The following is a 21,349-nucleotide window of genomic DNA, read 5'->3' as shown; positions in this document are numbered from 1 at the left end:
GGAAGCCGTGCGGCGGATCCTGCGCATGACGTCCGAGGACGGATGCTCCGACCGCGGATCCGGCTGTGGAGGGTGGGCGGGGCGACCGGATCAGCTCGCGGCGGCTGCCACCGCGCGCTCGTCCCGCGGCATCCGCAGCAGCGCGTACGCGGAGGCGGCGAGCAGCAGCACGGCGCCCGTCGCGAAGGCGACCGGGTACGAGAACGCGTCCGCGAGGAATCCGGCGACGAGCGGGCCGACGATGGCGCCGAGGTCCGACACCATCGAGAACACCGCGACGGGCCGGCCGCTGCGGGCGCCCGCGGCGTCGCCCACCGCGGCCGCCGGCGCCGTGCCCATGAACGAGGCCGCCGCTCCGTAGACGCAGAGCAGCACCGTGAGCACGACCATGTCGGGCGCGAACGGGATCGCGATCATCAGCAGCCCGGCGACCCCGTACGCCCCGATGATCGCGGGCCGGCGACCGACCGTGTCCACGAAGCGCGCGGCGAGCGCGAGCGCGAGCGCCTGCACCACGGCGGCGCACGCGAACGCGATGCCGGTCGCCGACGGATCCGCGCCGATCACGGCGACGACGAGCAGCGGGATCAGCGCGCTGCGGACGCCCATCGACGCCCACCCGTTGCCGAGGTTCGCGAGGAGCGCGGCCCGGTAGCGCGGGTCGCGCAGCACGCGGCCGAACGGGATCACGACCTCGTCGGCGCCGGTCGCCTGGACCTCGCGCGTCCGGGGCCGGAGGAGCAGCAGGCCGATGACGCTGGCGACCGCGAGCGTGGCCGCGTAGAAGAAGAAGGGAGCGGTGAGCGAGATCCGCGCGAGCAGGGCGCCGAGCGCGGGCCCCGCCATGCCGCCGATGAGGAAGCCGCCCTGGTAGAAGCCGATCGCGCGGGCGCGGCGGGTGGGATCCGTGGAGCCGAGCAGCAGCGTCATCGCGGCCACCGAGAACATCGCCGACCCGATGCCGCCCGCGCCGCGGAGGAGGAGCAGCTGCACGTAGTCCTGCGCGAGGCCGGCGAGGCCAGAGGAGACGGCGACGATGCCGATGCCGACCGCGAGCACCGTGCGCTCCCCGCTCCAGTCGATGAGGCGCGCGACGAACGGGCTCATCACGAAGCGCATGAGCGCGAACGCGGAGATCACCGCACCGACCTCGAAGCTGCCGACCCCGAAGCTCTCGGCGTAGACGGGCAGCACGGGCACGACCACGCCGAAGCCGACCATCACGAAGAAGGCGATGACGCCGAGGACGAGCACGTCGCGCGGGAGCTTCGCGCGCGGTGCCCGGGCGGGGCCGCGGGTGTCGGGCATCGAGCCGTCGCCCGGCCCGGGGGTGCTCGCGGATCCCCCACGTCGGAAACCGCGCATGCGTTCAGATTACGCGCTGCGCGGGACCCGTCCCGCCGCCTAGGCCCTGCTGTGCTCCACGTCGAGCTCGACGCGGTCGGCCGCGAAGCGCGTGACATTGATGAGCAGCGGCGTGCCGTCGGGCAGGGTGTTGAGGGCGCGGACCACCAGCACGACCGCGCCCGACGGCAGCTGCAGCTCCGCGGACTCGGCGGCCGTCGCGAGGCGGCCGGTGACGGTGGTCGCGGAGCGCAGGTAGTCGTCGACGCCTACCGCGCGCAGGGCGTTCGTCATCGACCCGTCGGGTCCGTAGCGCTCGACGATCCCGGGCACGAGCTCCTCCACGAGCCACGACGTGCCGCGCACCACGGGCCGGCCGTCGACGAGCCGCAGCGTCTCGAGCCGCAGGGCGGGGCGGCCGGCGAGGGCGAGGCGCTCGGCGACGTCGGCGGGCGGATCCTCGACGGCCCACTCGAGCAGCTCGCCCGTGGACGCGGATCCGCGGCCGGCGAGGCTGTCGCCGAGCCGCGTGCGCAGGCCGATGCGGTGGACGATGACGTCGTGCGCGGTCACGAACGTGCCGCTGCCGCGCCGCGAGACGACGAGCCCGTCCGTCGCGAGGGCCGCGACGGCCTGGCGCACGGTGTGCCGGTGGACCTCGAAGCGCTCGGCGAGCTCGCTCTCCGACGAGAGCTTCGCCCCGGCCGGCACGGTGCCCTGCAGGATCTCGGCGCGCAGCTCCTCCGCGATGAGCCGCCAGGCGGAGTACCCGCTCGTGGATCTGCTCTGCGTCGCCATGTCCCTTCGACCCTACCGGGCGGTCGCGGCGACGGATGCGGTCGCGGTCGCGGATCCCCGGCCCACCGCCCGCCCGGCCCCCGCCCGCGTTCCCCACCTGTTCACCTGCTCGCGTCCGACTCGTCGCGCGCGGGCGGGTTCCGGCCTGCCGTCGGCCGCTAGGTTCGACTTATCTAGATCAGCAGACAACTTGGAGGGATCGCGGCCATGACGACGACCACGACCAGCAGCACCGGACGGGGGGACGTCGCCGCCCGGCAGCGCTGGATGCGCGTCCTCTCCGCCGCCGACGTCGGCGCGCTCGACGCCGCGTGGACCGCCTGGGAGCCCAAGCCCGAGGTGCAGCACATCCGCGGCCCCGAGGCCGGGCTCGTCATGGTGCGCGGCCGCGTCGACGCCGGCGGCGCGCGCTTCAACCTCGGCGAGGCCACCGTCACGCGCGCCACGCTCCGCCTGCACGGGCCGGCCATGGCGGCGGACGCCCTCGGCAGCTCCTACGTCCTCGGATCCGACCTCGAGCACGCCCGCCTCGCCGCCCTGTTCGACGGGATGCTCCTCGACGCGGGCCTGCACGACCGCGTGCTCGCCGAGGTCGTCTCGCCGCTGGAGCGCGCACGCGCCGAGGCGGACGACGTCCGCGCCGCCGAGGCCCGCAGCACGCTCGTGGACTTCTTCACGGTCGCCCGGGAGAACGGGTGACCGCGGCGACGGGCCGCGCGCCCGGCGTCCCCGCGCCCGGCATCCCCGCTCCGGGGTTCGGCGACGCGACCCGCGGCGCGCAGGCCGCGTTCCGCGCGCTCCTCGACGCGCTCGCGCACCCGACGCGGATCCACCCGCTCACGGGCCCCGCCGAGGCGCCCGCCGGTCTCGGCCCGGGGCTCGGCGCCGTCGCGCTCACCGTGCTCGACGAGGAGTCGGCGCTGTGGCTCGACCCGCGTCGCGCGGCCGACGCCGAGGTGACCTCCTGGCTCACCTTCCACACGGGCGTGCGCCTCGTCACCGCGGCCTCGGACGCGGACTTCGTGCTCGCCGACCCGGCGTCCCTGCCCCCGCTCGCGGAGCTCGCCGCCGGCACCGACGAGGAGCCGCACCGCTCCGCGACCGCGCTCCTCGACGTCCGCGACGCCGCCGGCACCGTGCGGATCCTGGCCGAGGGCCCCGGCATCGACGGCCACGCGATCGCCGACGCCCCCTGGGCCGACGACGCGTTCCTCGACGCCTGGCGGGCCAACGGCGAGCGCTTCCCGCGCGGCGTCGACCTCCTGCTCGTCGACGCGGTATCCGTCGCCGCCCTCCCCCGCACCACCCGCCTCCGGGCGGCCGACCCCCGATCGGAGTCCTGATGTACGTCGCCGTCAAGGGCGGGGAGAAGGCGATCGCCGCCGCGCACGCCCTGCTCGCCGCCGAGGGCCGGGGCGCCCCCGGATCCGCTCGCATCGAGGCCGGCCAGGTCACCGGCCAGCTGGGCGTCCTCGTCTCCCGCGTGATGACCGAGGGCTCGCTGCACGACCCGGAGCTCGCCGCACGCGCCCTCATCCAGGCGCAGGGCGACGTGCTCGAGGCCGTCACCCTGCTGCGCTCGTACCGCACGACGCTCCCGCGCTTCGGGTACACGCTGCCGGTCGACACCGCCGGGCTCCCGCCCCAGCGCCGCGTCTCCGCGACGTTCAAGGACCTGCCGGGCGGCCAGCAGCTCGGCGCGACCTTCGACTACACGCACCGCCTCTTCACCGACGCCGAGCCGGCCGCGGTGACGTCGCGCGCGGCCGACGCGGGCGCCACCATGCCGCGCGTGGCCGACCTCCTCGGCCAGAGCGCGCTCATCGAGCCCGACTCGCACCCCGGACAGGACGACGAGGAGCCCGCCGACATCACGCGCGAGCCCACCGTCCACCCGATGACGCGCGCCGAGCGCCTGCAGGCCCTGGCCCGCGGCGACGAGGGCTTCCTGCTCGGCCTCGGCTACTCCACGCAGCGCGGCTTCGGCACGACGCACCCGTTCGCGGGCGAGATCCGCGTCGGCGAGGTCGAGGTGGAGATCGACGCCCCCGAGCTCGGCTTCGCGGTGCCGCTCGGCCGGATCGAGGTCACCGAGTGCCAGATGGTCAACCAGTTCACGGGCAGCGCCGACCGGCCGGCCCAGTTCACCCGCGGCTACGGGCTCGCCTTCGGGCGCAGCGAGCGCAAGGCGATGTCGATGGCGCTCGTCGACCGGGCCCTCCGCGCCGACGAGCTCGGCGAGCGCGTGACCGCCCCCGCGCAGGACGAGGAGTTCGTGATCAGCCACTGCGACAACGTGCAGGCGACCGGGTTCGTCGAGCACCTCAAGCTCCCGCACTACGTGGACTTCCAGGCCGAGCTCGTGCTCGTGCGTCGGCTGGCCCGCGAGTGGCGCGAGCGGCAGGAGGCGCCGGAGGCGTCGCCGGCCGACGCGACCGACGCCGCGACCGACGCCGCGCCCACCGCCGTCCCGGCCGGAGCGGGGGCCCGCGCATGAGCGCCTCCCTCATCGGCTACAACCTCGGCTACCTCGACGAGCAGACCAAGCGCATGATCCGCCGCGCGCTCCTCAAGGCCGTCGCGATCCCCGGCTTCCAGGTGCCGTTCGCGAGCCGCGAGGTGCCCATGCCGCGCGGCTGGGGCACGGGCGGCGTGCAGGTCACGGCGGCCGTGATCGGCGAGGACGACGTGCTGAAGGTCATCGACCAGGGCGCGGACGACACCACGAACGCCGTCTCCATCCGGCAGTTCTTCGCCTCCGTCGCCGGCGTCGCGACCACCACGCGCACCGACGAGGCCACCGTGATCCAGACCCGGCACCGGATCCCCGAGACCCCGCTCGCCGAGGGCCAGGTCGTCGTCTACCAGGTGCCCATGCCGGAGCCGCTGCGCTTCCTCGAGCCCCGCGAGACGGAGACCCGGCGCCTGCACGCGCTCGAGGAGTACGGGCTGATGTACGTGAAGCTCTACGAGGACATCGCGCGCTACGGGCACGTCGCCAAGACGTACGACTACCCCGTGATGGTCGCCGGCCGGTACCTGATGGCGCCGTCCCCCGTCCCGAGCTTCGACAACCCGAAGATGCACATGAGCCCGGCGCTGCAGCTGTTCGGCGCCGGCCGCGAGAAGCGCATCTACGCGGTGCCGCCGTACACGAGCGTCGAGAGCCTCGGCTTCGAGGACCACCCGTTCGAGCCGCAGTCCTTCGAGGACCCGTGCGCGATCTGCGGATCCACGGGCGTGTACCTCGACGAGGTCATCACCGACGACCGGGGCGCGTCGATGCACGTCTGCTCCGACACCGACCACTGCGAGCGCACGGTCGAGGCCGCCCGCGCCCACGACGAGGAGGCGCGCGCATGAGCGACGACGACCGACCGCTGCTCGAGGTCCGCGGGGCCGCCCACCGCTACGGCGACCGCTACGGCTGCCGCGACGTCGACCTCGACCTCCACCCGGGCGAGGTGCTCGCGGTGGTGGGCGAGTCGGGATCCGGGAAGTCGACCCTGCTCGGCACCCTGTCCCAGCGGCTCGCGCTCAGCGAGGGCAGCATCCGCTACCGGCTGGCCGACGGCGAGGTCGTGGAGCTCGCCGAGCTGTCCGAGAGCGCCGTGCGCCGGCTGTGGCGGAGCGAGTGGGGCTTCGTGCACCAGGATCCGGCCGACGGCCTGCGCATGCACGTGAGCGCGGGCGGCAACGTCGGCGAGCCGCTCATGACGAACGGGTGGCGGCACTACGGGCGGATCCGCGAGACGGCGGCCGAGTGGCTGCGGCACGTGGAGATCCCCGTCGACCGCATCGACGACCACCCGACGACGTTCTCCGGCGGCATGCGGCAGCGGCTGCAGATCGCCAGGAACCTCGTCGTCTCGCCGCGGCTCGTCTTCATGGACGAGCCCACGAGCGGCCTCGACGTCTCCGTGCAGGCGCGCCTGCTCGACCTCATCCGCGGCCTCGTCGCGGAGCTCGGCCTCGCGGTCGTCATCGTCACCCACGACCTCGCCGTCGCCCGCCTCATCTCGCATCGCACGCTCGTGATGAAGGACGGCCGCGTCATCGAGTCCGGCCTCACCGACCGGGTCCTCGACGACCCGCAGGCCGCCTACACCCAGCTGCTCGTCTCCTCGATCCTGCAAGGATGATCCGCCCCATGACCGGAAGCACCCCCGGACCCGTGCCCGCGACCGCCCCGATCCTCACCGTCGACGGGGTGGGCAAGACCTTCACGATGCACCTGCAGGGCGGCCAGCGGCTCGCCGTGCTGGACGGCCTCTCCTTCGTCGTCGGCCGCGCCGAGGCCGTCGTCCTCGGCGGCGCCTCCGGGGCCGGGAAGTCCACGGTCCTGAAGCTCGTCTACGGCAACTACCTCGCCGACCGCGGCCGCATCGTGGTGCACGCTCCGGGCGGCGACGTCGACATGGCGACCGCCCCGCCGCGCGCCGTCCTCGCCGCCCGCCGCGACGCGGTCGGCTACGTGAGCCAGTTCCTCCGCTGCGTCCCGCGCGTCGGCACGCTCGACGTGGTGGCCGAGCCGCTCGTCGAGCGCGGCGTCGACGCGGTGGACGCGCGCGACCGGGCCGCGCGCATCCTCACGCGGCTGTCGATCCCGGAGCGGCTGTGGTCGCTGCCGCCCGCGACCTTCTCGGGCGGCGAGCAGCAGCGCGTGAACGTGGCGCGCGGGTTCCTGCCGGAGCTGCCCCTGCTCCTCCTCGACGAGCCGACCGCGTCGCTCGACGCCCGCAACCGCGACGTCGTGGTCGAGCTGATCGCCGAGAAGCGCGCCGCCGGCGTCGGCATGCTCGGGATCTTCCACGACGCCGAGGTGCGGGCCGCGGTCGCCGACCGGGCCGTGGACGTGGAGGCGTTCGTGCCGGCCGTCGCGGTGGCCGCCCGATGACCCGCGTCGCGGTCTACGCCATCCCCGGGATCGGCTCGGACGACCCCGTCGGGATGCTGCTGCGGGAGCGCGCCGAGTCGTGGCTCGGGCGGTCCGTGGTCGGCGGATCCGCGGCACCCGAGCCAAGAGCGCCCGCCGGCTGGACGCGCGCCGAGGTCGACGCGATCACGATCGACGCCCGGCGCTACGGCTTCCACGGGACGCTCAAGGCGCCCTTCCGCCTCGCCGACGGGCGCGACGTCGACGAGCTCGAGGCCGCGGTCGCCGAGCTCGCGGGCTCCCGCGACCCCGTCGTGCTGCCCGGCCTCCGGGTCGCCTCGCTCGGCGGCTTCCTCGCGCTCGTGCCGACGGGGCCGGTCCCCGCGCTGGACGCGCTCGCCGCCGACGTCGTCATGCGGCTCGACGGGTTCCGCGCGCCCCCGACCGACGCGGAGACCGCCCGCCGGGATCCCGCCTCCCTCAGCCCGCGGCAGCGCGAGCTCCTCGAGACCTGGGGCTACCCGCACGTGCTCGACCGGTTCCGCTTCCACCTGACCCTCACCGACCGGATCCCGACCGCCGACCGCCCCCGCGCCGAGGCCGCACTGGCCGCCTGGTTCGCCGACGGGACGGACCGGCCGGTCGCCGTCGACGCCCTCGCCCTCCTGATCGAGGACGCCCCCGGCGCCCCGTTCCGCCTGCGCTCCGTCCACCCGCTCCACCCCGACACCCCGCCCCACCCCCGCGCCACGCTCGATGACACCTCGCACGACCCCCGCACCCCGCCCCACCCCCGCGCCACCCCGGCGCCCGAACCCGAAGGACCCCGATGAGCCGCGAGACCGTCCTCCGCAACGCCCGCATCGTCCTCGACGACGAGGTGCTGCACGGATCCGTCCTGATCCGCGACGGCCTCGTCGCCGACATCTCCCCCGGCACCGTCGGCGAGGTCGGCGGCATCGGCGACGACCTCGACGGCGACCTGCTGATCCCCGGCCTCGTCGAGCTGCACACCGACCACCTCGAGTCGCACGCGCAGCCCCGCCCGGGCACGCGCTGGGACCCGATCCCCGCCGTCCTCGCGCACGACGCCCAGCTGAGCGGCGCCGGCGTCACCACGGTCTTCGACGCGATCCGCATCGGCACCCTCGAGGGCCGCGACGACGCCACCACGCTGTCCCTCTCGCTCGCGGAGGCCATCGAGCACGCCGTGGCCGCCGGGCTGCTGCGCGCGGAGCACCTCATCCACCTGCGCTGCGAGGTCGCGGCGCCGGACACGGCCGCCGAGTTCCGCGAGTTCGACCGCATCGCGTCGGTGCGCCTGGCCTCCCTCATGGACCACACGCCCGGGCAGCGCCAGTACGCGGACGTCGAGGCCTTCTCGCGCTACATGGTGGGCCGCGGACGCGTGTCCCAGGCCGGGATCGGCGCCCTCATGGAGGAGCTGCAGGCCGTCGCCGCGGAGCACTCGACGCCCAACCGCATCGCCATCGCCGAGCTCGCCACCGCGCGCGGCGTGACGCTCGCGGCCCACGACGACGCCACGGTCGCGCACGTCGAGGAGTCCGCGGCGCTCGGGGTGCGCATCTCCGAGTTCCCGACCACCGAGGTCGCCGCGCGCGCCGCCCGCGAGCACGGGCAGCTGATCGTCATGGGCGCGCCGAACATCGTGCGCGGCGGCAGCCAGTCCGGCAACGTCGCGGCCGCCGAGCTGCTCGCGCTCGGCCTGCTCGACGTGCTCTCCTCCGACTACGTCCCCGCGAGCCCGCTGCAGGCGATCGTGCAGCTCGACGCCGACGGGATCCTGCCCCTCACACGCGGCGTGCGGCTCGTCAGCGGCGACCCGGCCCGGGCGGTCGGGCTCGACGACCGTGGCGCGATCCGCGTGGGCGCGCGCGCCGACCTCGTGCGCGTGCACCGCCACGTCGTGCCCGCGAGCGAGCGGCACCCCGGCGGCCGCACCGTGCCCGTCGTCCGCGGCGTGCACCTCCGGGGAGCGCGGGTGTCGTGAGCGACGCCGTCCCCGCGGGCTCCGCTCCAGCCGCTGCCTCTCCGGCCGCTCCCGCTCCCGCTCCCGCTCCCCTGGGCCCCGGCCCGTTCGTCGCCGTCGTCGGCGCGAGCGGGGTCGGCAAGGACGCGCTGCTCGGCGCCGCCCGTGCGCGCAGCGGACCGGACGCGCACTTCCCCCGCCGCGCCATCACCCGCCCGCCCGGGCCCGGCGAGGACTTCGACGCCGTCGGCGACGAGGAGTTCGCCGCGGCGGCCGCGCGAGGCGACTACGCCGTGACCTGGCGCGCGCACGGCCTCTCCTACGGGATCCCCGCCACGGCCGACGACGCCGTCCGCGCGGGCGCGGCCGTGGTCGCGAACGTCTCCCGCAGCATGCTCGAGGTGCTCCAGGCGCGCTATGCCCGGCTGGTCGTGGTGCGGATCACGGTGTCCGAGGACGTTCGCGCCGCCCGGCTCCGGGAGCGCGGACGAGAGGCCGCCGACGACATCGCCCGGCGGCTCGCCCGCGCGGATCCGGCGCCCGACAGGCTGGCCGACCACGAGGTGCGGAACCACGGCACGGTCGCCGAGGGCGGCGTGGCCCTGCTCCGCGCCATCCGGGCGGCCCGCGCGTCCGCCCTGGCCGGATCGGCACAGGCCGGATCCGCGCCGGCCGCCTCCGCACCGACCGCCTCGCCGCTCCCCCACCCCATCGACCCCGCGCGCCGCGGACGGACGGAGAACCCATGACCGCGAAGCTCACCGAGGAGCCCCTGATCGGCCCCGACGTCGTGATGTCCGGCAGCGAGCTCGGCCGCTGGACCCAGATCGGCGCGAGCACGCGCCTGCTCGACACCGTGATCGGCGACTACAGCTACTGCGACCGCCTCTGCGACTTCGCGCACACCGACGTGGGCCGCTTCTCGAACATCGCGAGCGCCGTGCGCGTCGGCGCCACCGACCACCCGCTCGACCGCGCGACGCTGCACCACTTCATGTACCGCAGCACCATGTACTGGGACGACGTCGAGGACGACGCGGAGTTCTTCGAGCACCGCCGCTCGCGCCGCACCTCCATCGGGCACGACACCTGGATCGGGCACGGCGCCATGATCAAGCCGGGCGTGCGCGTCGGGGACGGCGCCGTCGTCGCGTCGGGCGCCGTCGTCACGCGCGACGTGCCGGACTACGCGATCGTCGCGGGCGTCCCCGCCACCGTGATCCGCTTCCGCCAGCCGCCGGAGATCGCCGCGCGCCTGCGCCTGCTCGCCTGGTGGGACTGGGACCACGCGACCCTCCGCGCGCGCCTGGACGACTTCCGCGCGCTGCCGACGGAGGCGTTCCTGGAGCGGTACGAGGGCTGAGGCGTCGCGACGGGCTCGGGCTCAGCCGGGTCCGTCGCCCGCCGCCGCCAGCAGCGGCACGAGGACGTCGCCGATCGGCGTGGGCAGGCCGTGCGCCCTGGCCCGGCGCAGGATCACGCCGTTGCGCGCCTCCCACTCGAGCGGCCGGCCCGCCTCCCGGTCGGCGAGGATCGAGGTGCCCTGGTCGGCGGGGGCCGCGGCGAAGTCGTCCACGATCCGGTCGGCCACGTCATCGTCGAGCACGGCGCCCTCGGCGCGAGCGACATCGAGGCACTCGCGCGCGTAGGCCCGGGCGAGCGTCGCCACGTCGTCCCGCAGGAACACGCCGGCCCGCCTGCCGGTGGCGGCCATGATCCCCGCGACCGCGTTCTGCACGAGCTTCCGCCAGGCGACGGTCCGGAAGTCGCCCGCGAGCTCGACCCGGCACCGCCCGCCGGCGAGCGCGTCCACGGCCACGCGCGAGGCCGGCACGTCCGGCAGCGTGAGGCGCGGGTCGCCGCGGAGGAGCACGGATCCATCGCCCCGCGCCTCCGCGGGGAACCACACCACCGCGGGCACGACGGGACAGCCCGGGACGTGCGGCGCGACGTCCCCGACCTGCTCGATCCCGTTCTGCAGCACCACGACCACCGTGCCCGCGTGGCACAGGGCGGCGAGCCACGGTGCCGCCGCCTCGACCTGCGTCGCCTTCACGGCGAGGAGCACCAGGTCGACGGGCGCGCTGATCCCCGCCGGATCCGTCCGCACGGGCCCCGGGACCACGACGGTCGCGTCGTCGGCGACCAGCACGAGCCGATCGCGCGCATTGCGCCCGCAGAGGACGACGGGCACCCCCGCCTCGTGCAGCGCCGCGGCGACGGACGTGCCGATCGCGCCCGGCCCGACGACGGCGACGGCGGGTCGGTCCGCCGTCACCGGAACACGCGGCGCAGCCAGGCGGCGAGCGCCTCGACCGCGAGCACGCTCACGAAGACCATCGCCACGAGCGTCGTCACCTGCCCGTGCAGCGTCATCACGGAGGAGGCGTTCGTCAGGTGGAACCCGATCCCGCTGCCGCCGACGATGCCGAGGATCGTGGCCGCCCGGATGTTCGTGTCCACGAGGTAGAGCGAGTTGCCGACGAGCGACGGCAGCCCCTGCGGCCACGTCGCCGCGAGGAAGCGCTGCCCGCGGGTCGCGCCGACCGCGGTGAGGGCGCGCTCGGGTCCGGCGCCCACCTCCTCGAAGGAGTCGGCGATGAGCTTGCCGAGGAGCCCGACGCCGCCGAACGCGAGCGCCACGACGCCCGCCTGGTTGCCGAGCCCGGTGATCATGATCAGCAGGATCGCGAGCACCAGCTCGGGCACCCCGCGGAACACGACGAGCACGGTGCGCGCGGCGTTCCGCACGGCGGGGCTCGGCGCGACGTTGCGCGCGGCGAGGGATCCGACGACGAGCGCGAGCACGACCGACAGCAGCGCCGCGGCGAACGCCACCTGGATCGTCACCAGCAGCGCCTCGGCGAACTCGCCGAACGTGTGCGACCCGGTGCTCGGCGGCCAGAAGCTCTGGAAGGTGGGGAAGACGTACTCCCACGTGATCTGGCCGAGGTCGATGTCGGCCATGAGGTAGCCGCCCACGATGACCACCACGGCGAGCGCCGACCACGCGACGGTGCGCACCCGGTCGGGCGTCCACGGCCGCCGCTGCATCGACTCGACGGTCACGGCGCGCGCGGTCCCGGCGCTCCCGGCCCGCTCGGGCAGGGCGCGGTCCCGCGTGAGGCGCCGCACGATCCGGTCGCCCAGCCCGCGTCCGGCCGGCCGCACCCCGAGGGCGCTGCGGCGGATGGACGACGACACGACCTCCAGCAGCACGCACAGCGCGAAGATGACGATCGCGATGCCGATCCCGCGGCCGTAGCCCTCCGGGAACTGCCCGAACGCGACCTTCATCGCGTAGCCGAGCCCGCCCACGCCGGCGTAGCCGAGGATCGCGGAGCCGCGGAGGTTGATGTCGAAGCGGTGCAGCACCGTGGCGATCCACGACGGCAGCACCTGCGGGAAGACGCCCGCCCAGAACTCCTGCGCGCGCGTGCCGCCCGTGGTGCGGATCGCGCGCTGCGGCCCCTCGTCGACCTGCTCGATGGCGTCGGCGAAGAGCTTCGAGATCATGCCGATCGAGTGGATCCCGATGGCGAGGATGCCGGGCAGCGGGCTCCCGAGGGCGAAGGCGAGCGCGAACGCGAGGGCGAGCAGCACGTCGGGGACCGCGCGCGTCACCACGCCGATCGTGCGGCCGAGGCCGCGCAGCCACGGCGCCGGCGTCGTGTTGCGCGCGGACGCGTACGCGACGGGCACGGAGACGAGCGCGGCCGCGAGCGTGCCGAGCACGACGATCCCGAGGGTCAGCCCGATGAGGTACGCGAGGTCGCCGGGCGCCGGGAAGCTGATCGGGTCCATGCGCGAGAACACCTTCGCGGCGTTGCCGACGCTGCGGAGGACGTTCGACCAGGTGAAGTCGAGCGTCGTCAGCGCGTGGATCGCGAAGGCGACCATGGCGAGGACCACGACCAGCGCGAGCGCCTTCTGCCGGTCGGGCCGCCGGCGCGGCGCGCGCTCGTCGACGCCGGGTCGGACGCCGGGCGGGGCCTCGCCCGGGCGCTCGGCGACAGCGGTCACCGGGTGCCGTCCGCGCGCCGGCCGCGGGCGAGGCCCTGGTCGCCGACCGCGCCGACGGAGCGCACCCCGACGGGCTCGTCGAGCGGCAGCACGTCGCCGAGCTCGGTCGCGATGGCGGCGAGCGCGGACGTCGTCGACGCCACGCGGCCGTAGATCTCCATCACCTCGGCCTTGCCGATGCCGCGCGTGGGGGTGTCGAGCACGACCTCGCCGTGCCGGAGCCCGACGATGCGGTCGCCCCAGCCGAGCGCGAGGTCCACCTGGTGCAGGCTGCACACGACCGTGAGGCCGTCGTCGGCGGCGATCTCGCGGATGAGGCGCATCACCTGCTCGCTGGACTCGGGGTCGAGGCTCGCGACGGGCTCGTCCGCGAGCAGGATCTCGGGCCGCTGCATGAGCGCCCGCGCGATCGCGACGCGCTGCTGCTGGCCGCCGGAGAGCTGGTCGGCCCGCTCGTAGGCCTTCTCGAGCAGGCCCACGCGGTCGAGGTGGCCGAGCGCCTCGGTGCGCGCGGCTCGGGGGTAGGTCCAGATGCCGAGGCGCGGGCCACTGAGGCGGCCGAGCGCGCCCGTGAGCACGTTCTCGAGCACGGTCAGCGAGGGCACGAGCTCGAACTGCTGGAAGATCATCGCCACCCGGCCGCGCAGGGCGCGGAGGTCCTGCTGGCCGAGGGATGCGACGTCCTGGTCGAAGACGCGGACGCTGCCCGCGGTCGGCAGCTCGAGGCCGTCCAGGTGCCGGAGGAGGGTCGACTTGCCCGAGCCGGACAGGCCGAGGAGCACCACGACCTCCCCGCGCTCGACTGTCAGGTCGACGTCGTGGAGCGCCCGCGTGCCGCCGAAGTCCTTGGTGACGCCGGAGACGGAGACGAGCGGGGAGGTCGTGGTGCCGGTCATGGTCGGATCAGTCCGTCCGGGTCACTTCGCGCACTTGGCGGCGGCGATGGAGTCGCAGAGGTCCGCGATGCCCTTGTAGTAGGAGACGTCCTCCGGCTGGGCGCCGAAGTAGCCCTTCGTGAAGCCGTCGGTCAGCGGCACGCCTGAGGCCGTGATCGCGTCGAGCGTCGCGCCCTGGAGCGCCGTGGTGAGCTTCGCCTTGACGTCGGCCGGCAGAGCCGACGAGATCGAGAGCGGCCCGCCGGGCACGTACTCCTTGCCGATGACGGTCAGCTTGCCGGCGGCCGCATCGGGCTCGACGATCGAGTCCTCGGCGAACCCGACGTCGCACTGGCCCGATGCGACGGCCTGCGCCGACTTGTCGTGCGCGCCCGCGAAGTAGGGCGTGAAGTCCGCGAACTGCGGGTTGCCGTTGGCGTCGGAGCCCGTGCTCGTGACGTCGAGGCCCGCCTTCTGCAGCTGGTACAGGCCGAAGAGGAAGCCGGAGGTCGAGTTCGGGTCAACGAAGCAGACGGTCTTGCCCTTGGCGCCCGCGAGGTCGGTGATCGAGGAGCCCTTCGGCACGATCGCCTCGGAGTAGTAGCCGGGGTCGGTGACGTCCTTCGAGGTGAGGGCCGCGGCGACGGGCTCGATCTCGGCGCCCTTGTTCGAGGCCATGACGTACTGCAGGGCACCCGAGCTCATCAGGTCGATCTTGCCGGCGACGGCGGCCGCGATGAGCGCGGTGTAGTCGGCCGTGGGGTAGTACTCGACCTTGAGCCCGGTCTCCTTGGCGATGTAGTCCTCGAGCGGCTTGTTGTTCGAGTCGGAGCCGGCCTGGTCGGGCGTGGCGCCGAAGACGAGGGTGCCCTCGGTCTTGGCCCAGGTTCCCGAGGTGTCGGCGGATGCGGCCGACGCGTCGGAGCCGCCGGCGGAGCAGCCGGACAGCGCGAGGGCGGCGACGAGCGCGGACGCCGCGAGGGCTCCGATGCGGGTGCGGGGGGACAGGGACATGGACGTGCCTCTCGAGTCGGTACCCGCGAGCGGTGAGGGGGATGCGCGGGTCGATCTCGAAGCTAGGAACGCGGGATGGAACCGCCGTGGTGGTCAGGTGGCGGATCCGTGAACTTGTCCGGAAGAGCAGACATCTCCGTCCTCGGCAGCCGCCCTCAGCCCATGTCGGATCCCAGCTCGACCTCCGTGAAGATCGACCCGAGCAGCACGCCCGCCGGCGGCGACGTGTCCGCGCCGAGCTCCGGGAAGCGGTGCGCGAAGACCTCCGCGTCGTCCTCGGGGTGGTAGCCGATCGCCTCGCCCGCGGCGAGCGACACCCAGCGCCGGGTGTTCCGCGAGACGCCCCACACGATGCGGTGGCCGGGCTCGTCCCACCGCAGCACGGCCTCCACCAGCCGCGCCGCGTCGCCCGCCGAGAGCCAGGTCGAGACGCTGCGGGCCTGCGACGGCTCGGGCTCGGCCGTCATGATCCGGACGCTCACCACGACGTGCCCGTGCCGGTCGGCGTAGAGGCTGCCGAGCCCCTCGAGCAGCACCTTGCTCAGGCCGTAGAAGGTGTCGGGGCGCGGCGCGGGCACGTCCTCGCGCGCGGCCTCGGTCGCGGGGAGGAAGCCGACGGCGTGGATGGAGCTGGCCGCGAGGATCCGGGGCACCCCCGCACGCACGACCGCCTCGTGCACCGCATGGGCGCCGTCGTTGTTCACGGCCTGGATCGCCTCCCACGGCCGCTCGGCCGCGTGCGCCGCGAGGTGCACCACGAGGTCGGATCCGCGGAACGCCTCCGTGCACGCGTCGACGTCGGTCGTGTCGACGATGGCCGAGGTCTCCCCCGACGCGAGCGGCGTCGGCGGCGCCACCACGTCGAGCAGCCGCAGCTCGTGCCCGGCTGCGACGAGGAGGGGGCGGATGCTCGTGGCGATGCGCCCGGATCCTCCCGTGATCGTGATCGTGGCCATGCGGACTCCCTCGTCGTCGACGCGCCGCGCTCCCGCGGCCGTCCTCCCATCCTGGGCGACGGGCGGGGCCCCGCCTAGAGCGGCGCCGCGTCGAACAGCACGCGCGAGCAGCCGGCCGCCGCGTCGTGCGTCACGACCGCGCGCACCCCGTAGACGTCGGCGATGAGCTCCGGCGTGAGCACCTCCCGCGGCGGCCCGGCCGCCACCACGCGCCCCTCGCGCAGCACCAGCACGGCGTCGCAGAACATCGCCGCGAGGTTGAGGTCGTGCAGCGCGATCACCGTGGTCACGGGCAGGTCGCGCACGAGCGCGAGCAGCTCCAGCTGGTGGCGGATGTCGAGGTGGTTGGTCGGCTCGTCGAGCAGCAGCTCGCGCGGCTCCTGCGCCAGGGCGCGTGCGATGTGCGCCCGCTGGCGCTCGCCTCCGGAGAGCGTGCGCCACGCGCGGTCGGCCTTCGCCTCGAGCCCCACGTGCGCGATGGCGCGGTCGATGGCCGCCGCATCCTCCGCCGTGTCGCCGCCGAGCAGCGTGCGGTACGGCGTGCGGCCGAGCCGCACGACGTCGCGCACCACGATGTCGACCTCGGTCTCGCCGTGCTGGGTGACGGTCGCGACCCGGCGGGCGACGTCGCGGCGCCGGAGCCCCGCGAGGTCGTCGCCGTCGAGCGTCACGCGGCCGGAGTCCGGGGCGGCGGCACCCTGCAGCAGCTTGAGCAGCGACGACTTGCCCGACCCGTTCGGCCCGAGCAGCCCCACGGTGGATCCGGGCGCCGGCTCCACCGTGACGTCGTCCACCACGATCCGCCCGCCCCGCGACCAGCTGACGCCGTGCGCCTCGAGCGTCATGCGCGCCCCCGGTTGCGCATCAGCAGCAGCATGAAGACGGGCACGCCGACGAGCGCGGTGCCGACGCCCACGGGCAGCGGCGTCGGCGCGAAGGCGAGGCGCGAGAACGCGTCGACCCACACCATGAAGACGGCGCCGAGCACGATCGTGGCGGGCACGACGCGCGCGTGCCGCTGGCCGAGGAGCAGGCGCGCCGCGTGCGGGAGCACCAGGCCGACGAATCCGATGGCGCCCGCGATGCTCACGAGCGTCGCCGTGAGGAGGGCGGTGACCACCAGGAGGATCGTGCGGGTGCGGCCCACGTGGATCCCGAGCGACGACGCCACCTCCTCCCCGAACGCGAAGGCGTCGAGCGAGCGGGCGTACGCGAGGCAGACGACCGCGCCGATCGCGACCACGGAGACGCTGAGCCCGACCTCGTCCCAGCGCATGCCCTCGAGCGATCCGAGGAGCCAGAACGTGATGCCGCGCGTCTCGTCGGAGTCGGCGAACGCGAACACGACGAGCGAGGTGAGCGCGGAGAACAGCTGCGTGCTCGCGACGCCAGCGAGGATCACGCCGGCCGTGCCCGCGGACGAGAACCGCGCGAGCAGGAGCACGAAGCCGAACGCCACGAGCGCGCCGATGAAGGCGCCGCCGGACATGCCGATCGCGCCGCCGCCGAAGCCGAGCACGCCGATGAGCACCGCGCCCGTGGAGGCGCCGGACGAGACGCCGAGCACGAACGGATCCGCGAGCGGGTTCCGCAGCAGCGACTGCAGCACGACCCCGCAGAGGCCGAGTCCCGCGCCGCACGCCGCCGCGACGAGCGCGCGCGGGAGGCGCTCCTGCCAGACGATCGCGTCCTCGGAGACCCGCACCGGGATGCTCGCGAGCCCGGCGTGGTTGAGCAGGATGTCGCGCACGTTCACGAGTGACACGTCGGCCGGTCCGAGGGTGACGGCGACGCCCACGGAGAGCGCGAGCGCGACGATCCCGAGCACGACCAGCAGCACGACGCGGAGCGCGTGCGGGAGGGCGCGCACCCGTGCGGCGGCGGCGGACGCGAACGGCACCCGCTGGGCCGCCGCGCTCAGAGCTTCCCCCCGCGCGCGTCCCACCAGGCGCGGATCTTCTCGAGCCCGTCCACGAACCGGATCGACGGGTTGAGCTCGGCTCCGTGCAGCGCCACCATGCGGTCCTCCTTCACGGCCGTGAGGTCGCGCGTCAGCGGGTCGCTCGTGAGGAAGTCGATCTTGTCCTGCAGCCGGTCGCCCGGGAACCGGTCGCGCTGCAGGTCGCCGAGCACGAGGATGTCCGGGTCGCGGTCGACCACGGTCTCCCACCCGGTCGCGATGAAGTCGTCGCGGACCTCGGGGAAGGAGTCCGTGGCGCCGATCTGGCGCGACAGGAGCGACGTGGCGCCGAATCCGCCGCCCATGTACGGCGTCTTCGTGTCGGCGAACCAGTACATGATCTTCGCCCCGCCGAGGTCCATGCCGTCGGTCGCCGCGGCCGCGCGCTGCTGGAGGGAGGAGACGAGCGCCTCGCCGCGGTCCTGCACGTCGAAGACCTCGGCCATCTCGCGGATCTCCTGGTACAGCGCGTCGACCGTGAGCGCGGTCGTGCGCTGGCCGCCGCCGTTGATGCTGATGTCGGAGTCGCAGTCGGTGGGAGAGAGGTACGAGGGGATCCCCGTCTCGGCGAGCCGGTCGCGCGTGACGACGCCGCCGGTGCCGTAGTGGCGGCCGAAGGAGGCGGTGACGAAGTCCGGATCCGCGTCCAGGAGCACCTCGTAGGTGGGCGCGTTGTCGGCGAGGCGCGGCACCTGCGCGTTCGCGTCGGTGAGGGAGTCGAGCACGGGATCGGTCCACGAGGCCGTGCCGACCATGCGGTCCTGCAGGCCGAGCGACAGCAGGATCTCCGTGGAGTCCTGGTCGAGCGACACCACGCGCTGCGGCGCCCGGTCGATCGTCACGTCGTGGCCGCAGTTCGAGAGCGTCAGCGGGTAGGCCGTCGTCCCCTCGCCTGCGTCGGCGACGGATGCGGCCGGCACCTCCTCGGAGGCGCCGCACCCGGTGAGGGCGACGAGCACGAGGCCCGTCACGGCGGTGGCGGTGAGGCGGGCGAGGGCGCGGGGCATGGGTCTCCTGGGGTCGAGGCCGGCGTCGGCCCGGCGGGGAGCCCGGGCCGCGGGTAAGCATAGCCTTACCTCACCGGCCGCCTCGACCTGTCTCCACGCCGAGTGGGCCTACCGCCGCGGTCGCCGGGACACGACGCGGTAGACCACGGCGATGCCCAGGTGAGGACGGCGAAGAGCACGAGCGACCACTCGGATCTGACGAGCGCGAAGCAGATGACCTCGCAGACGCCGAGGACGAGGACGGCGATCCAGGTCGGGACGGGCTTGCGGTCCATGTCCGTGCTCCTCCTGATCTGCGACACGATCCGGGCGACGGTTCGCACCGGCGGCTGCTCGTTGGCGCCCGCCCGGCGACCACCGGCACCCTATCCGGCCCCGTCGCCCGGCGGAAGGCCGTCGCCGACCCCGCGGACGGCCGCGCGTCAGGCGACCGCGCCGCCCTCCGGCAGCCGCACCTCCACCGCCGCGCCCTCGCGCACGAACACGGGGATCACGTGCAGCGGCGCGTCCGCGACCACCCGCTGGCCGCCCGCGTGCCGCGCGCCCGTCGACGCCTCGATCCACGACGTCCCCTCCGGCAGGTGCACGCTCCGCGACCGCGCGCCCGCCTCGAGCACGGGCGCGACGAGCACGTCGGCGCCGAGCATGTACTGGTCGCCGAGCGACCAGCTCTCCGCGTCGTCCGGGAAGACGTGGAACATGCCGCGCATCACCGGCTGGCCGTCCTCGTGAGCCTCGCGCATCACGTCGCGGAGGTACGGCCGCATCCGCTCGCGCAGGTGCACGTAGCCGGCGAGGATCCCGTAGACCTCCTCGCCGAAGCTCCAGAGCTCGTTGCCGGATCCGCTCGGAGCCCGACGCGACCCGTCCGCCGCGCGCACCTCGACGCTCGGCCCGCGGTCGCCGTGCAGCCGCATCACGGGCGAGAAGGCGCCGAACTGGAACCAGCGCACGAGCAGCTCGTGGAACGCCGGGTCGTCGGTGCGGGCGCCCGCGAACCCGCCGATGTCGGTCGTGAACCAGGGGATGCCGGCGACGCCCATGTGGATCCCCGCGGTCACCTGCCGGGCGAGCGCCTCGAACGTGGAGTGGATGTCGCCCGACCACACGAGCGCGCCGTAGCGCTGGCTGCCCGCCCACGCCGCGCGGACCAGGTCGACGCCCGGCTCCTGCCCCGCCTGGATCCGACCCTCGTGCATCGCGCGGGAGAACATCTGCGGGTACACGTTGCCGACCCGCACGTTGGGGCCCGCGTGGTACCGGTAGTTGTCGTAGTCGTAGACGCCGTACTCGGGCTCCGCCTCGTCGAGCCAGAACAGCCGGATCCCGTGCGCGCCGTAGCCCCGCTGCGCCGTCTCCCAGAGGTACCGGCGCGCGTCCGGGTTGGTCACGTCGACGAAGGCGCTCGGCCCCTCGAACTGCATCTGCACGTCGATGCCCCGCTCGCTGCGCACGAGGAGGTTCTCCTTCTTCATGCGCGCGTAGTTCTCCGACTCGAGCGACACCTGCGGCCAGATGGAGACCATCAGCTCGATGCCCATGCCGCGCAGCTCCTCGACCATGGCGGTCGGATCCGGCCAGAACTCCTCCTCGAAGCGGAGGTCGCCCATCTTCGGCCAGTGGAAGAAGTCGGCGACGATCACGTCCATCGGCAGCCCGCGCCTGGTGTGCTCGCGCGCCACCTCGAGCAGCTGCTCCTGGTTCCAGTAGCGCAGCCGGCACTGCCAGAAGCCGAGGCCGTGCTCGGGCATCATGGGCGCGGATCCGGTGGCCCGGGCGTACGCGCGGCTGATGTCGGCCGGGGTGTCGCCCGCGGTGATCCAGTAGTCGAGCTGCTCGCTCGTCTCCGCCGTCCACTCGATGCGGTTCGCCGCGAAGGTCGCGCGGCCGATCGCCGGGTCGTGCCAGAGGAACCCGTAGCCGCGGCTCGACATCACGAACGGAACGCTCGCCTGCGAGTTGCGGTGCGCGAGCTCGAAGGTGGATCCGGCGAGGTCGAGGATGTCCTGCTGGTACAGGCCCATGCCGTACAGCCGCTCGTCCGGCCCGGTCGCGAACGAGGCCGTGATGCGGAAGTCGCCGCCGAGGTGCGGCCGCTGCTCGCGCGCCCGGAGGTGCAGGGCGCCGCCCGTGCCGATCTCCTCGAGCAGCACCTCGCCGTGCCGGTCGAGGAACGTCACGTGGCAGCGGTTCTCCTCGTACCCCGTCTGGTAGCCGTAGGAGGACTCGGAGACGAGCACGGCCGTGATGCCGCCGTTCGTGATCCGGGCCGTCGGGCCGTCGACCTCGATGCGCGGGTCGGCCGCGGGCTGCGGCAGCAGCGCCCAGTCGGCGTCGGCCACGGGCGCCATGATCCGGGAGCGCACGCGGAGGCTGTCGGGCCCCCACGGCTCCACGACGAGGGTCTCCCCGTCGCCGCGCCAGACGAGGCGCGTCCCGTCGGTCGTGAAGTGCTGGTCGTCGTCGATCATGCGTGCTCGTCCTCGGTGTCGTCGTGCGTCGTGTC

The 21,349-nt window shown here is 74.4% G+C and carries 21 protein-coding genes; 10 read left to right on the top strand and 11 right to left on the bottom strand.

All coding sequences use genetic code 11. From position 1 onward, the window contains the following. Positions 1–90 precede the first annotated feature (90 nt). Entirely contained in the window at positions 91–1,365 is a 1,275-nt protein-coding gene (locus KYT88_RS01680) for an MFS transporter (protein ID WP_237583741.1), read from the bottom strand. A gap of 39 nt (positions 1,366–1,404) precedes the next feature. After that, entirely contained in the window at positions 1,405–2,142 is a 738-nt protein-coding gene (gene phnF / locus KYT88_RS01675; RefSeq protein WP_043585667.1) for a phosphonate metabolism transcriptional regulator PhnF, read from the bottom strand. Between the two features lie 207 nt (positions 2,143–2,349). Here phnF and phnG point away from each other — a divergent pair, with 207 nt between their 5' ends. Genes phnG through KYT88_RS01625 form a run of 10 tightly spaced genes read left to right on the top strand, consistent with a single transcriptional unit; the run spans position 2,350 to position 10,371 of the window. After that, positions 2,350–2,841 (top strand): phosphonate C-P lyase system protein PhnG, encoded by a 492-nt coding sequence (gene phnG / locus KYT88_RS01670; protein ID WP_043585669.1) that lies wholly within the window; start codon positions 2,350–2,352, stop codon positions 2,839–2,841. Beyond that, the gene (gene phnH, locus KYT88_RS01665; protein ID WP_043585671.1) at positions 2,838–3,485 is read left to right on the top strand and encodes a phosphonate C-P lyase system protein PhnH; all 648 of its coding nucleotides are present in this window, start codon (positions 2,838–2,840) and stop codon (positions 3,483–3,485) included. The genes phnG and phnH overlap by 4 nt, the downstream gene beginning before the upstream one ends. After that, positions 3,485–4,639, top strand: a complete 1,155-nt coding sequence (locus KYT88_RS01660) for a carbon-phosphorus lyase complex subunit (RefSeq protein ID WP_043585673.1) — start codon at positions 3,485–3,487, stop codon at positions 4,637–4,639. The genes phnH and KYT88_RS01660 overlap by 1 nt, the downstream gene beginning before the upstream one ends. Continuing rightward, entirely contained in the window at positions 4,636–5,505 is an 870-nt protein-coding gene (locus KYT88_RS01655) for an alpha-D-ribose 1-methylphosphonate 5-phosphate C-P-lyase PhnJ (RefSeq protein WP_043585911.1), read from the top strand. Before KYT88_RS01660 ends, KYT88_RS01655 begins: the two co-directional genes overlap by 4 nt. Next, positions 5,502–6,284 carry a phosphonate C-P lyase system protein PhnK gene (gene phnK / locus KYT88_RS01650; protein WP_043585675.1) on the top strand — a complete coding sequence of 261 codons (783 nt, stop codon included), beginning with the start codon at positions 5,502–5,504 and terminating at the stop codon, positions 6,282–6,284. The genes KYT88_RS01655 and phnK overlap by 4 nt, the downstream gene beginning before the upstream one ends. 8 nt (positions 6,285–6,292) lie before the next feature. Continuing rightward, positions 6,293–7,039: a phosphonate C-P lyase system protein PhnL gene (gene phnL, locus KYT88_RS01645; RefSeq protein ID WP_051629316.1), complete on the top strand. Its 747-nt coding sequence runs from the start codon at positions 6,293–6,295 to the stop codon at positions 7,037–7,039. Continuing rightward, positions 7,036–7,851, top strand: a complete 816-nt coding sequence (locus KYT88_RS01640; RefSeq protein ID WP_081840931.1) for a DUF1045 domain-containing protein — start codon at positions 7,036–7,038, stop codon at positions 7,849–7,851. Before phnL ends, KYT88_RS01640 begins: the two co-directional genes overlap by 4 nt. Next, entirely contained in the window at positions 7,848–9,029 is a 1,182-nt protein-coding gene (locus KYT88_RS01635; RefSeq protein WP_043585677.1) for an alpha-D-ribose 1-methylphosphonate 5-triphosphate diphosphatase, read from the top strand. Before KYT88_RS01640 ends, KYT88_RS01635 begins: the two co-directional genes overlap by 4 nt. Beyond that, positions 9,026–9,757: a phosphonate metabolism protein/1,5-bisphosphokinase (PRPP-forming) PhnN gene (gene phnN / locus KYT88_RS01630; RefSeq protein WP_043585679.1), complete on the top strand. Its 732-nt coding sequence runs from the start codon at positions 9,026–9,028 to the stop codon at positions 9,755–9,757. The genes KYT88_RS01635 and phnN overlap by 4 nt, the downstream gene beginning before the upstream one ends. Then, on the top strand, positions 9,754–10,371 hold the full coding sequence (locus tag KYT88_RS01625; protein ID WP_043585681.1) for a DapH/DapD/GlmU-related protein: 618 nt from the start codon (positions 9,754–9,756) through the stop codon (positions 10,369–10,371). Before phnN ends, KYT88_RS01625 begins: the two co-directional genes overlap by 4 nt. Before the next feature lie 21 nt (positions 10,372–10,392). On the opposite strand, the gene KYT88_RS01620 is transcribed toward KYT88_RS01625, so the two are convergent. The 9 genes from KYT88_RS01620 to KYT88_RS01580 all read right to left on the bottom strand — a co-directional run bounded on the left by KYT88_RS01620 (position 10,393) and on the right by KYT88_RS01580 (position 21,314). After that, entirely contained in the window at positions 10,393–11,286 is an 894-nt protein-coding gene (locus tag KYT88_RS01620; RefSeq protein ID WP_043585683.1) for an oxidoreductase, read from the bottom strand. Further along, positions 11,283–13,031 (bottom strand): PhnE/PtxC family ABC transporter permease, encoded by a 1,749-nt coding sequence (locus KYT88_RS01615; RefSeq protein WP_043585684.1) that lies wholly within the window; start codon positions 13,029–13,031, stop codon positions 11,283–11,285. The genes KYT88_RS01620 and KYT88_RS01615 overlap by 4 nt, the downstream gene beginning before the upstream one ends. Next, positions 13,028–13,927, bottom strand: coding sequence for a phosphonate ABC transporter ATP-binding protein (phnC, locus tag KYT88_RS01610; protein ID WP_043585686.1), 900 nt, complete (start codon positions 13,925–13,927; stop codon positions 13,028–13,030). The genes KYT88_RS01615 and phnC overlap by 4 nt, the downstream gene beginning before the upstream one ends. 21 nt (positions 13,928–13,948) lie before the next feature. Further along, a complete protein-coding gene (locus KYT88_RS01605) occupies positions 13,949–14,920 on the bottom strand; it encodes a phosphate/phosphite/phosphonate ABC transporter substrate-binding protein (protein ID WP_051629317.1) in 972 nt (323 codons plus the stop codon). A gap of 155 nt (positions 14,921–15,075) precedes the next feature. Further along, the gene (locus KYT88_RS01600) at positions 15,076–15,876 is read right to left on the bottom strand and encodes an NAD-dependent epimerase/dehydratase family protein (RefSeq protein WP_043585688.1); all 801 of its coding nucleotides are present in this window, start codon (positions 15,874–15,876) and stop codon (positions 15,076–15,078) included. Positions 15,877–15,950: 74 nt separating this feature from the next. Next, the gene (locus KYT88_RS01595; RefSeq protein ID WP_043585690.1) at positions 15,951–16,721 is read right to left on the bottom strand and encodes an ABC transporter ATP-binding protein; all 771 of its coding nucleotides are present in this window, start codon (positions 16,719–16,721) and stop codon (positions 15,951–15,953) included. Beyond that, the gene (locus tag KYT88_RS01590; protein ID WP_370644797.1) at positions 16,718–17,821 is read right to left on the bottom strand and encodes a FecCD family ABC transporter permease; all 1,104 of its coding nucleotides are present in this window, start codon (positions 17,819–17,821) and stop codon (positions 16,718–16,720) included. Before KYT88_RS01590 ends, KYT88_RS01595 begins: the two co-directional genes overlap by 4 nt. Continuing rightward, a complete protein-coding gene (locus KYT88_RS01585; RefSeq protein WP_051629318.1) occupies positions 17,794–18,843 on the bottom strand; it encodes an ABC transporter substrate-binding protein in 1,050 nt (349 codons plus the stop codon). The genes KYT88_RS01590 and KYT88_RS01585 overlap by 28 nt, the downstream gene beginning before the upstream one ends. A gap of 422 nt (positions 18,844–19,265) precedes the next feature. After that, positions 19,266–21,314, bottom strand: coding sequence for a glycoside hydrolase family 31 protein (locus tag KYT88_RS01580; protein WP_043585695.1), 2,049 nt, complete (start codon positions 21,312–21,314; stop codon positions 19,266–19,268). Positions 21,315–21,349 lie beyond the last annotated feature (35 nt).

This window comes from Clavibacter sp. A6099 (genome assembly GCF_021919125.1).
GTDB lineage: Bacteria > Actinomycetota > Actinomycetes > Actinomycetales > Microbacteriaceae > Clavibacter > Clavibacter seminis.
This window is presented reverse-complemented; position numbering and strand designations above follow the sequence as displayed.